Source organism: Larkinella rosea (assembly GCF_003858635.1).
Taxonomy (GTDB): Bacteria; Bacteroidota; Bacteroidia; order Cytophagales; family Spirosomataceae; genus Larkinella; species Larkinella rosea.
In genome coordinates this window covers 678,896-697,747 of the sequence record NZ_RQJO01000009.1, presented here as the reverse complement: position 1 = coordinate 697,747, position 18,852 = coordinate 678,896, and the positions used below count along the sequence as shown (strand labels likewise).

General features: G+C 53.3%; 17 protein-coding genes. 11 read left to right on the top strand and 6 right to left on the bottom strand.

All coding sequences use genetic code 11. The features are described from left to right. The first annotated feature begins 104 nt into the window (after positions 1-104). From fucP to ygiD, 6 genes are all read left to right on the top strand, one after another. Positions 105-1,343 (top strand): L-fucose:H+ symporter permease, encoded by a 1,239-nt coding sequence (gene fucP, locus EHT25_RS18735; protein WP_124876654.1) that lies wholly within the window; start codon positions 105-107, stop codon positions 1,341-1,343. Positions 1,344-1,484: 141 nt separating this feature from the next. Next, positions 1,485-1,982 carry a hypothetical protein gene (locus EHT25_RS18730; RefSeq protein ID WP_124876653.1) on the top strand — a complete coding sequence of 166 codons (498 nt, stop codon included), beginning with the start codon at positions 1,485-1,487 and terminating at the stop codon, positions 1,980-1,982. 80 nt (positions 1,983-2,062) lie between these two features. After that, positions 2,063-2,959 carry a pirin family protein gene (locus tag EHT25_RS18725; protein WP_124876652.1) on the top strand — a complete coding sequence of 299 codons (897 nt, stop codon included), beginning with the start codon at positions 2,063-2,065 and terminating at the stop codon, positions 2,957-2,959. Between the two features lie 51 nt (positions 2,960-3,010). Then, the gene (locus tag EHT25_RS18720; protein ID WP_124876651.1) at positions 3,011-3,592 is read left to right on the top strand and encodes a Crp/Fnr family transcriptional regulator; all 582 of its coding nucleotides are present in this window, start codon (positions 3,011-3,013) and stop codon (positions 3,590-3,592) included. A gap of 111 nt (positions 3,593-3,703) precedes the next feature. Beyond that, positions 3,704-4,210, top strand: a complete 507-nt coding sequence (locus tag EHT25_RS18715; RefSeq protein ID WP_124876650.1) for an NAD(P)-binding domain-containing protein — start codon at positions 3,704-3,706, stop codon at positions 4,208-4,210. A 59-nt stretch (positions 4,211-4,269) separates the two neighbouring features. Next, positions 4,270-5,103, top strand: coding sequence for a 4,5-DOPA-extradiol-dioxygenase (gene ygiD, locus EHT25_RS18710; protein ID WP_124876649.1), 834 nt, complete (start codon positions 4,270-4,272; stop codon positions 5,101-5,103). Between the two features lie 72 nt (positions 5,104-5,175). Here ygiD and EHT25_RS18705 read toward each other — a convergent pair whose 3' ends face one another. From EHT25_RS18705 to EHT25_RS18695, 3 genes are all read right to left on the bottom strand, one after another. After that, positions 5,176-6,111 (bottom strand): alpha/beta hydrolase family protein, encoded by a 936-nt coding sequence (locus EHT25_RS18705; protein WP_124876648.1) that lies wholly within the window; start codon positions 6,109-6,111, stop codon positions 5,176-5,178. 17 nt (positions 6,112-6,128) lie between these two features. Next, positions 6,129-7,232: a lactonase family protein gene (locus tag EHT25_RS18700; RefSeq protein WP_124876647.1), complete on the bottom strand. Its 1,104-nt coding sequence runs from the start codon at positions 7,230-7,232 to the stop codon at positions 6,129-6,131. Positions 7,233-7,309: 77 nt separating this feature from the next. Continuing rightward, positions 7,310-8,359: an alpha-hydroxy acid oxidase gene (locus EHT25_RS18695; RefSeq protein WP_124876646.1), complete on the bottom strand. Its 1,050-nt coding sequence runs from the start codon at positions 8,357-8,359 to the stop codon at positions 7,310-7,312. 425 nt (positions 8,360-8,784) lie between these two features. Between EHT25_RS18695 and EHT25_RS18690 the strand changes: the two genes are divergently transcribed. Both EHT25_RS18690 and EHT25_RS18685 read left to right on the top strand, forming a co-directional pair. Next, positions 8,785-11,043: a S8 family serine peptidase gene (locus tag EHT25_RS18690; protein ID WP_124876645.1), complete on the top strand. Its 2,259-nt coding sequence runs from the start codon at positions 8,785-8,787 to the stop codon at positions 11,041-11,043. A gap of 130 nt (positions 11,044-11,173) precedes the next feature. Next, complete coding sequence (locus EHT25_RS18685; protein WP_124876644.1) at positions 11,174-12,259, top strand: ComEC/Rec2 family competence protein; 1,086 nt, start codon at positions 11,174-11,176, stop codon at positions 12,257-12,259. Between the two features lie 10 nt (positions 12,260-12,269). Here EHT25_RS18685 and EHT25_RS18680 read toward each other — a convergent pair whose 3' ends face one another. After that, a complete protein-coding gene (locus EHT25_RS18680; protein ID WP_229311707.1) occupies positions 12,270-13,553 on the bottom strand; it encodes an aminotransferase class V-fold PLP-dependent enzyme in 1,284 nt (427 codons plus the stop codon). A gap of 48 nt (positions 13,554-13,601) precedes the next feature. Then, a complete protein-coding gene (locus tag EHT25_RS18675) occupies positions 13,602-14,618 on the bottom strand; it encodes a helix-turn-helix transcriptional regulator (protein WP_124876642.1) in 1,017 nt (338 codons plus the stop codon). Positions 14,619-14,945: 327 nt separating this feature from the next. Between EHT25_RS18675 and EHT25_RS18670 the strand changes: the two genes are divergently transcribed. The 3 genes from EHT25_RS18670 (at position 14,946) to EHT25_RS18660 (ending at position 17,524) form a co-directional block, all read left to right on the top strand. Beyond that, on the top strand, positions 14,946-16,436 hold the full coding sequence (locus EHT25_RS18670; protein WP_124876641.1) for a PKD domain-containing protein: 1,491 nt from the start codon (positions 14,946-14,948) through the stop codon (positions 16,434-16,436). 161 nt (positions 16,437-16,597) lie between these two features. After that, the gene (locus tag EHT25_RS18665; protein ID WP_124876640.1) at positions 16,598-16,804 is read left to right on the top strand and encodes a DUF4287 domain-containing protein; all 207 of its coding nucleotides are present in this window, start codon (positions 16,598-16,600) and stop codon (positions 16,802-16,804) included. A 54-nt stretch (positions 16,805-16,858) separates the two neighbouring features. After that, positions 16,859-17,524: a GNAT family N-acetyltransferase gene (locus tag EHT25_RS18660; RefSeq protein ID WP_124876639.1), complete on the top strand. Its 666-nt coding sequence runs from the start codon at positions 16,859-16,861 to the stop codon at positions 17,522-17,524. A 27-nt stretch (positions 17,525-17,551) separates the two neighbouring features. Here EHT25_RS18660 and fabF read toward each other — a convergent pair whose 3' ends face one another. Then, positions 17,552-18,796 carry a beta-ketoacyl-ACP synthase II gene (gene fabF, locus EHT25_RS18655; protein ID WP_124876638.1) on the bottom strand — a complete coding sequence of 415 codons (1,245 nt, stop codon included), beginning with the start codon at positions 18,794-18,796 and terminating at the stop codon, positions 17,552-17,554. Positions 18,797-18,852: the final 56 nt, after the last annotated feature.

The window sequence follows — 18,852 nt, the reverse complement described above, 5'->3', positions numbered from 1 at the left end:
CTTTTTTGATGTAGTAATTTACCAAGTTAAAATTTAGCGTTACATTGTCCAACAATTCAATATGTTACCCGAACTCCTACGTCGCTTAAACCAACTCCTTACCCATGCAGTCAAGTGTAAGTAACCCAAAGCCAGCGGCTTTCACTGAAAACAAGTACCTCCTCACCCTGGTCTTCGTCACTTCGTTGTTTATGTTCTGGGGAATCGCCATTACGATGGGCGACGTTCTCAACAAACACTTTCAGCATGTTTTGAGTCTGACCAAAACCCAGTCGGCTTTCGTCCAGTTTGCTATTTTCGGTGCCTATTTTGTCATGGGCATTCCCGCCGGTTTGTTCATGAAGCGGTTTGGGTATAAAGCCGGGGTTTTGCTGGGCCTGGGACTTTTTGCCACCGGATCTTTTCTGTTCGTACCTGCGGCCAGTGCTGCGTCCTTTCCGTATTTCGGGCTGGCACTCTTCATTTTAGGATGCGGTCTTTCCACGCTGGAAACCGTGGCACACCCGTTCGTCGCGTCGCTCGGCGACCAGCGTACCAGCGATCAGCGGATCAATTTTGCGCAGGCATTCAACGCATTGGGTGCCATTATGGGGCCGGCAATTGGTTCCTATTTTTTATTACGGAACAATACGGAAGGGAGCACCGATCTAACTTCGGTCAAGATGCTGTACATCGCGATTGGCAGTGTGATTGCCGGGATTGCGGTCTTGTTTTCGTTCGTCAAAGTCCCTGCGCTCAATGATCCGCACGCAGCTGCCGATCCGGATGCCGCGAACGTCGATCTCGAACCGGAAAAAAGTCTGTTTCAGCACCGGCATTTCGTCTGGGCGGTTATCGCGCAGTTTTTCAACGTGGCTGCTCAGGGTGGTACCTGGGCCTTTTTCATCAATTATGGCCACGAAAAAATGGGATTCTCCGACGCCACCGCCGGGAATTACATGGTGTTGTTCATGGCCCTGATGTTGGCCGGGCGGTTTGTCGGCACGTTTCTGATGCGGTTTATCGCTCCCAATTCACTCCTGGCGATTTTTGCCGCGAGCAATATTCTCATGTGTCTGATTGTCGCCCAAAGCTGGGGCTGGCCGTCGTTCATCGCCCTGCTGATGTTGAATTTCTTTTTCAGCATTATGTTCCCGACCATCTTTAGTCTAGGATTGAAAAATCTGGGGCCGCATACGCAGCAAGGTGCGTCGTTTATTTCGATGGGCGTCTGCGGAGGAGCCTTTTTCCCCTTCGCAATGGGAGCTGTGGCCGACTACGACGTGGCAACAGCCTACTACCTGCCCATCCTCTGCTACGCCGTCATTTTCCTCTTCGGCGCCAAGTTCTCAAAAGCGCATTAACGCGTACCCGTACCCATGGACTTTAGTCCGTGAGATTCTGGTGATTCCATGAGTTATAAACTCTGCCAAAATCTCACAGACTAAGGTTCGTTCGTACGTAATTGGCAAATTGTTTGCTTGTATAACAAAAAAATTGCCGCTATGAAACGTGTTATTTTTTTCCTGTTCATGGGTTGTTGCAGTCCGGTTTTCGCCCAACACATCACCATGCGTGAACTCATTGACATTACCTGCCTGAAAACCGCTCAGTTTGATTCCTGCATGTTCCGCAAAGGATTTGTGTTTAAAAACCGGTCCCAAAGCGTAGCCAATCCCGCCTGTATTTATGAATTTCAGCCCTTTCCGTATGTGAGTGAACTTACGCAAACCACCACGCTGATTCAATACATCTGCAACAGCCAGTTGGGCTTGCTAAATTTTCAGCAGCCTTCAAAAACCGTGCAGGCGGTTTTACGGGAAGAATTACTGGCGATGGGCTTCAAACCGGCCGAAACCATGGCCGGATCGGAGTTTACGGAACGGCAGATTTTTTACAAGGACAAAATTGTCGTCAGTTTCAAACCCGCCGACTCCGGCAACGGTATTGCCGGAAACTACACCGGCTACAGCATCGCGATTCACCACGAACGGCGCATGTAAGGTTAACCGCGAAGCCGGGCAACGTAGCAGCTTACGCAACTTTTCGTATTTTGCTCCCGCATTGTACGAATCGCCTTTCCATGTCGAATATCAATATCATTATCGAAGAACGTCCGGCCGACATCGGCCATTTTCTGGTCGGTCGGTTGTTGCCTTTCCGGGAAAAACGAATGGTGGGACCATTTATATTTATCGACCACATGGGGCCCGCCAAGCTGAGCGATCACGAAAATATTGACATTGGTCCGCATCCGCACATCGGTCTCTCGACGCTGACGTATCTTTTTGACGGAGCGATTCTGCACAAAGACACGCTCGATACGGAAGTTGAAATTACGCCCGGTCAGGTTAACTGGATGACGGCGGGCAAAGGCATTGTTCACTCCGAGCGTACCCCTCTCCACCTGCGCCATTCGGACAAAACGCTGCACGGTTTGCAAATCTGGGTGGCACTGCCGAAAGAGCTGGAAGAAATGGCACCCACCTTTTTCCACGCGGCCGCCGACGAAATACCGGCCTGGGAAACCGACGGCGTTTCCTACAAACTGATTGCGGGTGCGGCTTTCGGCCGCCAGTCGCCCGTGCCGGTTTACAGCCCGCTTTTCTTGCTGGAAATCAAAAGCCCCACTACACAAACCATCCGGCTTGGCGACGATTTGTTCGGGGAAGCCGGGCTGTATATTCTGGAAGGCAGCATTGAAAGCGAAGGCTTTACGTATGACCCGAAACGCATTCTGGTGGCCAAAAACAGCCAGCTTTGCGAATTTGTGATCAACGCCAACAGCACGGTTTATGTATTTGGTGGTGAGCCTTTCCCCGAAGGACGGCATATTTACTGGAATTTTGTTTCGACCAGCCTCGACCGCATTGAACAGGCCAAGCAGGATTGGCGAAACCAAAACTTTCCGATTCTTGCCGGTGAAACCGATGTCATTCCGCTCCCACCCGATCCGCCGTACCTGAAGCCAAAACCGTAATGCCGCATTAATCGGTCCATTTCAAGCCCGTTATCGCCCGTCTTTTCCGCCATGTACGACCGCCTTTTCCGCCATATTTCCCGCCTGGTCGAGCTAACTGACGACGAGTTTGCGTTTCTGAAAACCCTCTTTATCCCTAAAAAACTGCGTCGAAAACAGTTTTTGTTGCAGGAAGGAGACATCGACAAATACATTGCGTTTGTTGACAAAGGGCTGCTGCGCGTTTACACGGTCGATGAAAAAGGCGTGGAACACATCGTGCAGTTTGCGCCCGAAGGCTGGTGGGCTTCCGACCTGTACAGCTACCTGACCGGCGAACCGGCGCGCTATAACATTGAAGCCCTGGAAGATGCGGAATTGCTGCTGCTCGATCAGGCGTCGAACGAACGGATGGTGCAGGTGGTGACCAAAATGGAACGGTATCTGCGGCTCATTCTACAGAACAATTACGTGGCCACCCACCGCCGTCTGGTTAACTCGCTCAGCCAGTCGGCGGAAGAAAAATACCGGGAATTCGTTCAGCGGTACCCCGACATTGTTCAGCGGGTTCCGCAACACATGATTGCTTCTTACCTGGGCATCACGCCCGCTTTTCTAAGCCGAATTCGCGGCCGAAAACCGTCCGATGCGTAAATTTCATTGACCTGGTACAACGATTTTTCTTGTACTAAGCCATCGTTTTCGCCCGACCGGCGCGCGTACTTTTGTGGGGAAATCAACGACTCAACAAACGTAACGCTCACCATGAAACCAACGATTGCCCTGCTCGGAATCGGAGATGCGGAAAAAGAACTGGCCTCCCAATTAGCTACCTGCCGGTATCGACTGCTGCTGTTCGACCGCGAAACGGCAAAGGCTCAGGCACTTGTCAACCGAATTCTCCGTAACACGCCATCCGCCGACATTGAAGTAATTGACTGTCAGGTCAACGCGTGCTGGGAGGCCGATCTCATCGTGGTGGGGGAATCTGACCAGCCCGTCAGTGAACTGGCCAACCGCATCCGGGACGTTTCAACCGGCAAAATTGTCATTCGTATGTCCGATTTTTTAAATCATACCCGTAGCGAAGACTGGCAGCGGGAATTGCCAAACGCCAAAGTCGTCAACGTCATCAACTCGTTCAGTGATGAAAAACCGGCCGATGTGTTTGTCGCCGGTATTCACCCCAATGCCCTGAATACGGTTTTTGACCTCTTCAAAACCGCTGGTTTCAATCCGATTCTGTCGCTGAGCAAACCGCTGGCGCATTAGTGACTTTGGGTATGAAACGCAATCAATTTGTCAAAACAATTTTAACGGGAGTACTGAGTATGAATACCTTACCCGAATTCAGAAAATTTACCGATGGTCTGGAAGAACAAGGCACCCTGATGCCGGTGTTGTTCGTCGGCCACGGTTCGCCGATGAACGGCATTCAGGATAATGGATTTAGTCGTCGCTGGAAAACAATGGCGAAGGAAATTCCGACCCCGTCGGCGGTTCTGGTGGTTTCGGCCCACTGGTTTACCCGGGGAACCAAAATTACCGCCATGAATTTCCCGAAAACCATTCACGACTTCGGCGGTTTTCCGCAGGCATTGTTCGATGTGCAATATCCGGCGCCCGGCAATCCGGTTTTAGCCAGGGAGACGGTTTCGCTGCTCCACTCGGCGCAGGTCGAACTGGATCACGACTGGGGCCTGGACCACGGCACCTGGACGATTGTCCGGCACATGTATCCCGACGCGAAAATTCCGGTTTTGCAACTGAGCATCGACTACACCAAAGGGCCGCAATACCATTTCGATCTGGCGAAAGAACTGTATGCGCTTCGGCGGAAAGGCGTTTTGATCATCGGCAGCGGAAACATGGTTCACAACCTGCGGATGGTGGCCTGGGATAAAATGGACGTGCCGAACTACGGATACGATTGGGCGAACACCCTCAACGATACGTTCAAGAACCTGATCAGTGCGGGCGATTTTCAACCGATGGTCAATTATACAACGCTCGGAAAAGACGCTTTGCTGGCGATTCCGACCCCGGAACACTACCTGCCCCTGCTGTATACGCTGGGCCTGAAAGGCCGTAAAGACCCGGTTTCGTTCTTTAACGACCGCGCCGTTGCGGGTTCACTTACAATGACTTCGGTGAAAATTGGGTGATCAAACCTGCAAGGAAATCTGTCGCAAAGACCTGGCAGAACCAGCCTTAACCACCGATGGCAATGAATCCGATTACCAGGCTAAAATCTGTTCCAGGGCGGCATCTTTCAGAATTTCATGCGTACCTTCAAAAATAGTCAGGCGGTTATTTCCTGACTTTTTTTGATACAAAACCGCCCGGTCGCCGATGGTCTTAGGCGGTTTTGTTGCCGGAAATGTCTGGGTTTTGAGCATCTCCTCCGCGTCTTTTTCTGAAACCGTCAGCCCTTTATTTCTCGCGTTGAAATCCGTTACAACCTTATTGTAAAACCGGATGGAATGCGAAATCGGCACCGAACCCGTATACCCGTCGTGAATACCCGCGTAGATTTGTAAGTGGCTGTTTTTCCGCTTTTTAACGGGCGTTTTCCAGAATAAGGGCGAACGTTCCCGGGCTTTTTGCGCATCAAAACCGCCGGTGGCTCCGGTACACTGGACAATTTCGGCCGCGTATTTATTCTTTCGTTCCACCGACTCGCCATACCAGGCTGACAAATCGGAAATGGACGCCCAGGCCGAAAATGTGTGAATGGCATGCCGGGATTTCATGTACATCGCCAGGGTCGCATAACCGCCCCCGCTCGTGCCGACGACGTAAATGCGTTTCGGATCGACCGTCAGGTTTTTCAACGCCCAGTCGATGGCTTCGTCGATGTCCGAAATCACAAAATCGCTGCAACACGCTTTCGGGTGATTGTTGACGCCCCGAAAATTCGGAAAGATGTAATTCCAGCTTTTGGCGTTCGCCTGCACCGCCAGCATATCTTTCTGGGAGTCAGCCGAATTACTCCAGGAGTGCAATTCGACCACCAGCGGCTGGGGCGTTGCGATACGGGATCTGTCGTAATAAAAAACCTGCGTATTGCCGTCCAGCGACGATTGGATGCTGTCTTTTTTCAGAAAGTCCGGACGCTGAGCAAAACCGGTTTTTACCAGAATTAACAGGAGCCAGAAAAGCGGTTTTTGCATGAGATGACGAGCGGTTTTCACGGAATAAATTTCAGACAAACCGGCATCGAAACCGCCATCTCTTTGCCCGTTGGCGTCAGTTTGCCGGTTGCTGCGTCCCGTTTGAAAATGGTGATGTTGTCGCTATCCTGATTGGCCACCAGCACAAAATTCCCGGTCGGATCGATGGCGAAATTCCGGGGCGTTTTGCCCAATACATTCTGATAGCCTACCAGCGTAAGCTGACCGGTTTTGGAATTGATGCTATAAATCGCCAGACTTTCGTGCGCGCGGTTGGAGCCGTACAGGAATTTACCATCGGGCGAAATGTGAATATCAGCGCACCATTTACGACCGGTATAATCGTCCGGCAATGTTTTAATCGTCTGGAAAGGGGTCAGCGCGCCGTTTTTGTACGTAAAACCCGTAATCGTTCCGCCCATTTCGTGGATGACGTAGGCAAATTTCCCGTTCGGATGGTACGTAAAATGCCGGGGGCCGGAGCCGGGGGTTTCGGTGGTAAACGGCGGATTTCCCGGCGTCAGTTGCCCGGTTTTTGCATCCAGCGTGTAGGTCATGATCTTGTCGGTGCCCAGGTCAGGCACGAAAACATCGCGGTTATTGGGCGCAATGTTGATGGAATGCACATACGGTTTTGTCTGCCGCTCCGGGTCAACGCTTTTTCCTTCGTGTTGAATTACTTCCTTCAATTTCCCCAGCGATCCATCGGCCTCAACGGGCAGAATGCTCAGGTTTCCGCTCGAGTAGTTGCCGATAATCAGCCACTTACCGGTTTTGTCCACTTCCAGGTGTGTGCCCCCTTTGCCGCCGGTTGGTTGGGCATTCAGCAGCGTCAACTGGTGCGAGGCTTTGTCGATTGCGAACGCCCGGGCCGTATCACCCCCTCCCCCGACCGTATACAAAAACCGCTGATTGGCCGAAATCGACAGAAAGGAAGGATTTGAACCTTTGGCAATGCCCACGGGCGCAAAATCACCGGTTTTGGAATTGAACCGATACACGTAAATGCCTTCGCTGGTTTTGCGGGTATACGTCCCCACATACAGGTAATAGTCGCCGGTTTGCCCAAACGTCAGGAGACTGCTCAGACCTAAAAGACCGATCAGGATGGTTTTCTTCATACATTCCAAAGGGATTGGGGAGCCGTCTATACCGTCGCCAGCCCTATTTTCTCCGGGATTTTACGGTACAATCGACCTCATTTCCAGATAACCGACCGATCGATCTGCGGAATCGTCGCTCTTCCCGTTAAAATCATGGCAATTTCCAGTTCGGTTTTCAGGAGTTCAATGACTTTCGTTACACCGGCGGCCCCGCCACACGCCAGTCCGAAGCAAACCGGTTTGCCCACCAAAACCGCCCGCGCACCCAGCGCAATGGCTTTCAGGACATCCGTTCCGCGCCGGATGCCGCCATCCATCAAAACCGGTATGCGCCCGTTCACCCGGTCGGCAACGCGTGGCAGCGCGTCGATCGTGGCCGGAACCGTGTCCAGATTTCGGCCGCCGTGGTTGGAGACAATGATTCCGGACGCTCCGGCCTGAACGGCCTTTTCGGCATCTTCCGCATTCAGGATACCTTTCAGCAAAACCGGCGTTTTGGCAAACGAGTTAATCCACTCGATATCCTTCCAGGTCAGCGGTTTTTTCTCGTTCAGCGGCCCCGGCATGTGGTGCGTAATGACGTGATCCGGTAGGTTAAACCCGCCTTTCTCCTGCCGGTTTCGCACGCCCGGCACCGCCGTATCGACGGTAATGCAGATGGCGCGACAGCCCCGCGCTTCGGCTTCCTGAATCAGATTTCGGGTGTATTCCCGGTCGTCGCGGACGTACAACTGGAACCAGAGCGGCTGCGTTGCTGTCTGCGCAATTTCGGCCAATGGTGTGGTTGTAAACGAACTTACCACGTATACCGCTGAAGCAGCTCCGGCACCGCGGGCCGTGGCCAGTTCGCCCTCGGGGTGCATGATTTGATGATACGCCGTGGGAGCAATCAGAATCGGATGCGGCAATTCGTGACCCAAAAGCGAAATACGGGTATCGGGTTGACCGACGCCGTTGAGCACCGTCGGATTGAGTTTGATCGCGTCGAAAGCCTGCCGGTTCCATTGGATGGTCAGCTCATCAGCCGCCCCGCTGGCCACGTATTCGTACGCCATTTTTGACATTCGCTCAACCGCTTTTTCTTCGAAATCGGCGAGGTTCAGAAATTCGGTTAAATCGGTGGGCGTTTCGTTCCATGTATTCATTTCAATTCCGTCTGTAACAGACTTATTTTGTCCGGGGATTGTGCGCCAACCGGATTTAGTAAATGACGTCCTTTCTCATTCGAACAGCGGTTTTACCCGGTGTAACTCATCCGGCATTTAAACGTAAAAACCGCATTGCAACTTCAAATGACTGTTTTTTTCCAAAGTATCGATTTTAATTTTCAATTGCGAATACGCGAATGGCATCGCATCCATTCCAAACTCATTATGAGCGAATTACCTTTCTAAAAAAGCCCGACCGCAATCGGTTTACCGTTCCCTAAAAACCTACTTCCAGCTGGTTGCTTCTGGCCAATAGATCGATACCTTAGCACTCGTTCCTGTCCGGTATTTTCGGCGGGCGCGCGCCTGTTCATCAGCAACAATCGGGTCTGTTCACCACTTATTTTTTTCGATCGATCGTCATGGCAACCATGCGGGTTATTGCTCATTTCATGCATGCGTACGAGCGGGATCTTGCCCGGAAAGTACTCTCCGAACCGGAGGAAACGGAAAGTTATATCGTCGGAACGATTGATGAAACGCACATCGGTCCGTTGCTTGAACAGGGTCTGCTGGTCGAGGAACTACCGGCACCCGAATCCCCCGAACGGACGGCCAGTCGATCCGGTCGTTTTTCGATGGGGACTACCGCCAGCCGGGGCATTGAGTTCAACGATGATTTTAGTATTCCACGGGAGATCGACTTTTATAAAGTGTTTCTAACCAGCCCGTTGCTGGAATCCCAGCGGGCGCGGCTGGGCGCGTTGAACGTAAAACCGCTGGAGTTTATTCCTCCCAATTCCTTCACAGCCCAACTCTCGATCGCCCAGGTACAGGACTTACGCAACGAATCATTTGTCAGTGATGTAACGCTTTTCACGACACCCGCCGTCAACCGAAAAACCGCTACCCGCGGAATTGGCGGTGTCGTTCCGCAACTGAGCAGTATCAAAACCTACGACATTCGGCTGCACCTGGCGGAAGATCTCTCGACCGTGACCGAGGCACTTCGGGGCCGGAATGCGCTGGTGGCACGGGCGGAAGGCCGAAAAATCCGGATTCAGGCACTGGAAGGCGACCCACTCCTTGACGACCTCACGATGATGCCGGAAGTGGCTGAACTGGAGGAGTTTATCCCACCCGGTTTGTTCAACGACATTGCCCGGCAATTACTGCGGATCGATAACCCAGCCGTTCCGCCGGGTTTGACAACGACCAATATTACCCAAACCGGGAAAGGACAGATCGTGGGCGTGGCCGATACCGGTATCGATGACTCGCATCCCGATCTCACCAACCGCCTGATCGGAGCGGTGGCCCTCGGGCGAGCCGGCGACCATTCGGACCCGAATGGACACGGCACGCACGTCGCGGGCTCGGTTGCGGGCGACGGTTCGGCTTCGGGCGGAAATGTAAAGGGCACCGCTCCTGAAGCCTCCTTATTCTTTCAGTCGCTGCTGGATGCGCGGGGCGAGTTGGGCGGTTTACCGCTCAATCTCTTCGATCTGTTTGAAGAAGCTTATGTGAATGGTGCGCGGATTCACAACAACAGTTGGGGGGCCAACACGGAAGCTCGTTACACGTTCAATTCCAACGAAGTAGACGAATATGTCGACCAGCGCCGGGATATGTTGATCGTGATTGCGGCCGGGAACGACGGCAACGCGGCCAAATCGAACCAGCGGGTGCAACCCGGTTTTGCCGACTGGCTTTCGGTGGGGTCGCCAGCCACGGCCAAAAACGCCCTGACGGTGGGCGCCAGTCGCACTAACCGCACCACGGGCGGCTATGCGGCCCTAACCTACGGGAGCGTCTGGGGCGGTTCGTTTCCGCTTCAGCCCAGCGCGGTCGAGACGGTTTCGGGGGATGTCACCAGCATGGCCGAATTCAGCAGCCGCGGCCCCTGCGACGACGAGCGGATCAAACCCGATCTGGTAGCGCCCGGAACCGATATTCTTTCCACCAGATCGAAACTGGCACCGCTTCGCAACTTCTGGGGTCCGGATACGCGTCCGGAATACGCCTACAACGGCGGCACCAGCATGGCAACTCCGCTGGTGTCGGGTTGTGCCGCGCTGGTTCGGCAGTATTACGTCGAAGACCGGCAGCATGCCGAACCCAGTGCCGCCCTGCTGCGGGCCACGCTCGTAAACGGCACCAACATGCTGACGGGGCGAAGCGCCATTGCCGAACACGCCGGTCTGCCGAATTTTCACCAGGGTTTTGGCGGCCTGGACATGAGCATGACGATTCCCAACGCGGCCCAAACCTTTGATCTGGCCTTTATCGATTCCTGGAAAAAAGACGCTCAGATGCAGTTTGTCCGAACCGGTCAGCGGTTTCAGTTTGCCTTCAAACTCCCAGCTCTCAGCTGGCTTCGTCTCTGTCTGGTCTACACCGATGCGCCCGGCCGCGCACTCCAGAACGACCTGAACCTGGTGATGGAATACCGCCCGGCCGCCGGACCACCCACCAAATTTGCCGGAAATCAGGACGCCGTGGCCAATCAGTTGCTGAAAACCCCGGACCGGAAAAATAACGTTGAGATCATTCGGCTGGACAATGCCCAGCCCGGTCAATACATCGTTCAGGTAAGTGCGTATAATTTTTTCAAGGGCAATTTTCAGGATTTCGCCCTGGTCGTAACGGCGCCTGCCATTCAGAATTTTGGTCGAATTTAACTACTAGACAGTCAGACAAGAGATGAAAGAGAAAAGACTAATCGCCGACTTCCAAACAAATAATCGCAAACTCCTTTTCTTTTTTCTCTTGTCCAATCTCTTTCTTCTCTTCCATTAACTAGTTAGCAAGATGGTTTTTCGCATGATACAGGCCGAATTCGGCGATTGTCTGATTCTGGAGACGCCGGATACCGACGGCACCATTCGGTATATTCTGGTCGACGGCGGGCCGGAAGGAACGTACGACCATCACCTCAGCGCGGAACTGGACGCCATCCGCCAAAAGGGTGGCCAACTCGATCTGGTGGTGTTGAGTCACGTCGACGGCGACCACATTGTCGGGCTGCTGGATCTGTTTTCGGAACTGCTGGTACGTCCGCAGATTCAGGTCGCCCAACTCTGGCTGAACAGCTTCGACAAAGCCATTGGTCAGAATAATGCCATTGCTACCCGCGTTAGCGAGGTTTTTCATCAGGCGGGTATGCAGGGCGTTCAGATGGCAAACACCGAAGAGGTGACCATTCAGTCGATCAACCAGGGCAACAAATTGCGGACACGGGCCCAGCAACTGCACATTCCGATCAATCCCGGTATTCCCGACGGCCTGATCAAAGCCGCGGCCAAACCGCAAAAAGTTAAGATCGGCGGAATTACCTTCACGGTGGTGGGCCCCACGACCCAAAATCTGAAAGAGTTGCAAAAAGAATGGCAAAAATGGCTCGATAAACAGGATGACGCCCTTGCGTCCTCCGATCTTGAGAGCTTTGCGATGGCCGACGAGAGCATTCCGAATCTGAGCAGCATCTGCCTGCTGGCCGAATCGAACGGCGTCCGGATTCTGCTGACGGGCGACGCGCGCGGGGACCATCTGTTGCAGGGATTGAAACAAGCCAAATTGCTGCAACCCGACGGTTCCATCGACGTCGATGTGCTGAAAGTGCCGCACCACGGCAGCGACCGCAATGTAACCCTGGATTTTTTCCGGAAAGTACGGGCCAAACAATACGTCATTTCGGCCAATGGAAAATACGGCAATCCGGATTATGACGTCCTAAAATGGATCGTTACGGCGGCAACCGTGCAGCAACGGCCCATCGAATTGGTGATCTCGAACGATATCCCAACCGTCCAGCAGTTCATCCAGGATTTTCCGATGAATCAAAACACCTACACCGTCCGGTTTATGCCCAAAGACGACCATTCGATGGTGGTTTGAGCGATATACTTTATACTGAGGCTGTTAAAAGCTCTTCCCTGACTCGCCGGGCGACGATTTTTTCTTCGCCCGGCTGCAACATCCAGGCCGTTATCCGCACCAGATTTTCGCCTTTGAGCGTTTCGGCCACCGCCGGATCGACTGAATCCGAACCCGCCTGATAGTGGTACAGCGGCAAGCCGGCAAAACCGGCTTCGATCGACGGAAGTCCATTTCGTAACCGGTCGCGCAATTCCCGGCCCGTCAGTTTTACCACCGCATCGTCCCAGCTGATGGTCAAAACCGGGGTCACATTGCCCAGTTCGGGAATCGTAATTTTAGTGGTAATCCCCTTCAAGCCACTCACCGCGTTCTGCATGTAGGCAATGCGGTTTTCCCACTCTTTCCATTCCTTGTCGTGGTCGTTCGCCAGGTATTTTTCCAGCGCGACGTACATGCCGAGGATTTCTTCCTTATTGACTTTATGCCCCCGTGCCACAGTAAAACCTCTTGGCGGTGAATTCAGTCGGGCGGCCGCAATCAGGTCTTTTTTACCCATCAGAATACCGGCGCTCTGCGGGCCGCGAATGGCTTTTCCGCCGGAAATAAACACCAGATCGAAGCCCATCTCGTTGAATTTCCAGAGGTTGGAAACCGGCGGCACGTCGGCGGCAATATCGATGGAAGTCGGGATGTTGTGTTTTTTACCCAGCGCCACCCATTCTTCGTGCTTGATCTGGCCCTGATTGGAAACAATGTTCAGGAAGTGGAGCAGGGCGGTTTTTTCGCTGATCGCTTTTTCGACATCGTCGACCGTTTCCACCTCTACAATCCGGCAGCCGGTGTTCAGAAACGCGTGGTTGTAGCGTTCGTTGTGGGTTTTCTGGCAGATCACTTCCGACTTCATCCCGGTACCTTCCAGGTGCGGCAGTTGCTCCACCTTCCGGACGTCCAAACCGGTCAGCACGCCCGCCAGCCCCAGCGTCATGGCCGAAAAAGCGCCGGAGGTTACCATAGCCGCTTCGGAATGAACCCGTTGCGCAATGCGTTCGCCCACTTTGTCCTGTACCTCGTCGATCATGGCGAAATGCCCGGACGTCCGGTCGATGATCTCGACAACCTCCTCGCGCATAATGCAGCCCGACATGTAGGTCAGCGTTCCGGCGGCATTGATAAATGTCCGGATGCCCAGTTCCTGAAAAATATCCCGGTGTTTGGCTGGGGCATTGGCGGCAGTCGCCAAAACCGCCTGCGGGGCGGCTCCGGCCAGGGGTAAAACCGTCAATCCTTTTAGAATCTCCCTGCGGTTCATGATCGTATCTCTGGTAAAGGCCCTAATTTACTGGAGATACGCCCTAAATTCCTACGCCATCACGACACTTTTCTTGCCCTGCTGGTAATGCGTGGGCGTCAGGCCCGTGTATTTTTTGTAGGCAATCGAAAAATGCTGGGAATGCTCGTAGCCCAGCATAGCAGCCACCTCGTCCACGGTATACGAACAGTGGCGAAGCAGCTTACCGGCATATTCCATCCGCAGTTTCCGGAGGTAATTGAAAACCGTGGTATCGAAGAGTTCCTTAAAACCTTTTTTCACCTTGAATTCATTCAGCAGGCAATACCGGCTGAGCTGCGCCAGCGTGTGTTCTTCCAGAAAAGTAGCTTCCAGATAGGCTTTCAACTGGTGCAGTTTTTCGGCTTCGTGCGGAGGAACGGTTTCGGACCCGGCCACCGGTTTTCGGAACTGGTCGATTTCCAGCGCCACCAGTTCCAGCACCCGCGACTGAATCAGCAGATTGCGCATCGGCCCCGTGGCTTTGTTGCTGCGAATATCGTCGATCAGGTGCCGCATCTGGGGCGTGATGGTCTGCACGCCCCGCACCCCGGAAAACGGACGGTCGTGGTGTAACTCCGTCAGAATCTGTTCACTCCACGCATCATCCGACCCGATGGCAGCCGCGAAAAAATCCCGATCCAGCCCAATCAGCAACGACGCCATCGACTGCCCGCCCTTCATCTGGTTGGTGTGCCCCGACTCGGGCGTATGAATCAGGTTGTGCGTTCCGGCGCGCATATTCAGGTCGTGGCTCAAGCCCCGAAACCGGGAATCGATCGTTCCTTCGAGCATGAAATTGATGGAAATGCTGTTGGAAGGCACGGTATCGTGCAGTTCGATGTCGCTGGCAATATCCCACCGCATATCGATCAGTTGCAGGTGCGGAAAACCGGCGTGTTTCAGCTGAATCGATCCGGCTTTGGGGTGGTACAAGGCATCGGCGCTCTTTATGGATGCCCCCGCCAGCGGGAAAGGACTCGGTTTGTTCAAACTTTCAATTACTTCAAAATCAAACAAATCCGTCGCATTTAACACCATCGTCGCCATAACCTGAGTCTTGTTTTTGGAAAAGCGATTGGCCTTCGGAAACCAATCTTTTGCCGAAGAAATCCGGCCTTGTAAAACAAAAATAGGCGCTCGTTCAGGTTGGAAGAATGAGAAACCGGCTCAATTGGAAGAACAGGGGCGTCAATTGGTAAACCGCCTGCCTGAACTGAAAAACCGCCATTCGTCAAAATCCGTTTCGGGTAGGTGCTAATCCGGTTTGCGTAGGCAACCGCTGTCCATCCAGACCGACCTTTGCAAAACAATCTGTAAACAACCACGCGAATGAATCCTTTTAAACAAGCATCGAATTTGTTCAGTCTCTCTTTTATGCATCGGTTAATGCGGTTTTCGTTTCCCGGGAAACTGATGATCTATTTTCTGGCGGCCACGCTGCTGGTAGCCGGTTGTAAAACAACGGAGCCCGGGCCGACCGAACCCTTACAGGCCAACGCCGGGCCGGATCAACCCGTTCAGGTAGGGCAGCCCGTCACGCTCGACGGTACGGCTTCGAAAGACGGCCCGGGAAAACCGCTCACGTACCAGTGGGCCATTCTGCGAAAGCCCGCGAAAAGCGTCGTTACGCTAGCCCTGTCCGAAACCGCCCGACCTACGTTTACGCCCGATGAAGTAGGGGAATACGAACTCCGACTGACGGTTTCCAACGGCGCGGCCACGAGTTTCGACAACGTGCTGGTGCTGGCGTCGACGGCCCAGCCGCTGACCATCGACCGTGATATTACGGTGAAAACCGTACTGGAAGACCGCATTCTTAACCCGAATCTCCCCGACTACATCGTGCCAAAAAGCATTGCCGTCAAGCACGAACTGACCATTCAACCGGGCGTGGTGATTGCGTTTGAACGGGATGTCCGGTTTGACATCAACGACGAAGGTGGCATCCTGATCGCCAAAGGAACTGCCGAGAAAAAAATCCGCTTCATCGGTGTCGGGCAAACCAAAGGATACTGGGCGGGCATTATGGTGTATTCCGAGAGCAACGTCAACGTGATGGAACAGGCCGACCTGTTCCATGCGGGAAGTCGTCCGATGCTGGATAACAAAAAAGTGGGCATGGCTCTATTCAAGGAAAGCCAGATGGCGCTGAAAAACACGCTGTTCGCCCAAAACGATGGCTACGGTTTGTTCGTCCAGGAAACCGCTCTGTTGCGGGAGTTTTCGACGAACGCGTTCAGCAACAATACCGAAGCAGGCATTCTGCTTTCGACCGAAAACGTGGCAAAACTGGACGCGGCTTCCATTTTTACGGGCAATAATGGACGGAACGTCGTCGAGATCAACGGGGATTACATCGGAAATAATACGACCAAAAACAGCGAAATCGTCTGGGGCGGTTTTGCCGATAAGACACCTTACCGGCTACTGAATTCCGTGGCGGTTCGTTCCGGTTGGAAACTAAATCCGGGCGTTACCCTTGAAATAGCCCGCGATGCCTCGATTATCGTCAACGAAGAAGGCTATCTACTCGCCAAAGGCACCGCGAATCAGAAGGTTATTTTCACCGGAGCCGCCAACGCATCGGCCTATTGGCAGGGCATTCTGAGTCATTCGGTCAGCGCCCAGAATAGCATCGAACACGCGGAAATCACTAACGCCGGCAGCAAAGTGATCATCTCGGGCAAACGGGCGAATGTAGCCCTGTACGGTAATCATGCCACCATCACCATTCGAAATACCCGCATCAGCGGCAGCGGAGGACACGGGATTTGGGTTGGCTACGGTTCCACCATCAATGCCGATGCAGCCACCAGCAACACCTTCGACAGCAACGCCCAAACCGCCGTCGAAGTGGAAGAGTAAGACTGTCGTATTCTTCCAGCCAACGACAACCTCGCCAGCCGGGGTTGTCGTTGGCTATTTCGTGGAGAAGTGCGTTTTTGCCCCTATTTGTTTTTTTGCAAAAATCATCCCAACTTTCTTATTTTTACTCCGGCTGTTGGAACCCAATTACCTCGAAAACCATGTCATTTCAGGCCTACATCGATAACATCGAGAAGAAAACAGGCAAAAAACCGGACGATTTTAAACAAATCGCCAGCGAAAAAGGGCTGCTTAAACCGGGGGTGAAAGCCGGTGAAATTGTGAGCTGGCTCAAAACCGATTTTGAATTGGGGCACGGTCACGCGATGGCGATCTACAAGGTTTTCAAAGACGACGGATTGATATAAAACAGTCGCTATCAACCCGTTAAAACCTATTGCTGTTTAACGATACACCCACCGATGAGAGAAAGTGAGCTGGATTTTTACCTGAGTCTGGGTTATTTCCGGATGCATCAGGACGTTTTTACCTGCCGATACCTGGTGCATGACAATACCATTTTTCCCGTTCACTGGCTGCGAATTGACCTCAAACACGTCGACTACCAGGCCAAACAACGCGCTCTGCTCCGGCGAAACGAAAAATTCACCACGATCACAAAACCGTTTGTTCTCACGGACGAAATCAGGGCACTTTTTGCGGTTTACCGAAACGCCGTGGACTTCGAAGCGCCCGATTCGATAGAAGCCTGGCTGCTGAACGGGGCCACGTACAACCGTTTCGACACCTATTCCGTGGAAGTCCGAGACCAGAACCGGCTGATTGCGGTCGGTATTTTCGACAACGGCTCCGAAACCATTGCCGGTATTATGAATTTTTACGACCCCGAATACCGCAAATACAGCCTGGGCAAATACCTGATGATGCAAAAAATCAACCACGCCCGGCAGGGGCACAAACTCTACTATTACCCGGGTTATCTGGTCAGTAACTACCCCAAATTCGACTACAAGCTGTTCCCCTGCGAAGCGGCCACCGAAGTGTACGACGACACAACGGGGCAGTGGCTCCCCTTTTCCTGGGAAACCGTCAATGCCCTGGCCGCCGACATTCTGGATGAATCGTAGACGCCGGAGTCCGATCGGTTTTTGCGCTTATATCTTTTGAAAAACCACAATTCCGTTGTGTCCACCGAACCCGAAGGTGTTGCTCATGGCGGTTTTGACGTTCGTGCGGACGGCTTCGTTCAGCACGAGGTTCAGGGTTTCGGGAATCGCCGGGTCGCGCACTTCGGTGTTAATAGTCGGCGGAATGACGTTGTCGCGCAGGGCCAGCAGGCAAACGATGGCTTCAATGGCCCCGGCGGCTCCCATCAGGTGGCCGGTGATCGACTTGGTCGCGCTGATCTGCAGTTTTGTTTTTTTATTTCCGGTCAAGCGGGCTACGGCGTTCATTTCCGACAAATCGCCCACCGGCGTCGACGTCGCGTGGGCGTTCAGGTAATCGAGGTCTTCGATATTGAGTTTGGCTTCCTTCAGCGCCAGTTGCATGGCTTTGGTGGCTCCCACCCCATCCGGATGCGTAGCCGTTATGTGGTACGCGTCGGCGGTCATGGCCGCGCCGATCATTTCGCCGTAGATCGTGGCCCCGCGCTGAACGGCGTGTTCGTATTCTTCGAGCACAATCGCGCCCGCGCCTTCGCCCATCACAAAACCGTCGCGATCGACATCGAACGGCCGCGAAGCCGTTGCAGGATTGGCATTCTGGGTCGACATGGCTTTCATGGAACAATACCCGCCGAACGACGAGGGCGTAATGGGCGCGTCGGAACCGCCACTGACGATGATTTTGGCTTTCCCGAGCCGGATGTAATTGAAAGCGTCCATCAGGGCAGAATTGGAACTCGCGCAGGCCGAAACCGCCGTGTAGTTGATGCCCCTAAAACCGCTGCGGATCGAGATCAAACCGGAAGCCAGGTTGATGAGTACTTTCGGAATCATAAACGGACTAAACCGGGGATGGCCGTCGCCCAGCACAAACTCTTTCGTCTGATCTTCAAGGGTTTCCGTCCCACCTTGTCCCGATCCCCAAATCACCCCGACATCGAAGGGGTCCATTTTTTCCAGCTCAAAACCGGAGTCTTTGATGGCCTGATCGGCCGCAATGAGGGCGTATTGGGTAAACCGGTCGGTCCGTTTGATGTCGGCGCGGTTTAGGTACTGCGAAGGGTCAAAATTCGTAATTTCTGCCGCGAACTGCGTCCGAAACTGGGAGGCATCGAAACGGTTTATGGGGGCAAAGGCCGACTGGCCCTCTACTACCTGACGCCAGAACGTCGAAATATCCGTACCAATGGGAGTAAATGCACCTAATCCTGTAATAACAACCCGGTGTAACATGTGAACCTAAAAGTGAGTATTCCGAAAATGTGTCCGCAAAGAAAGCGACTTCCTTT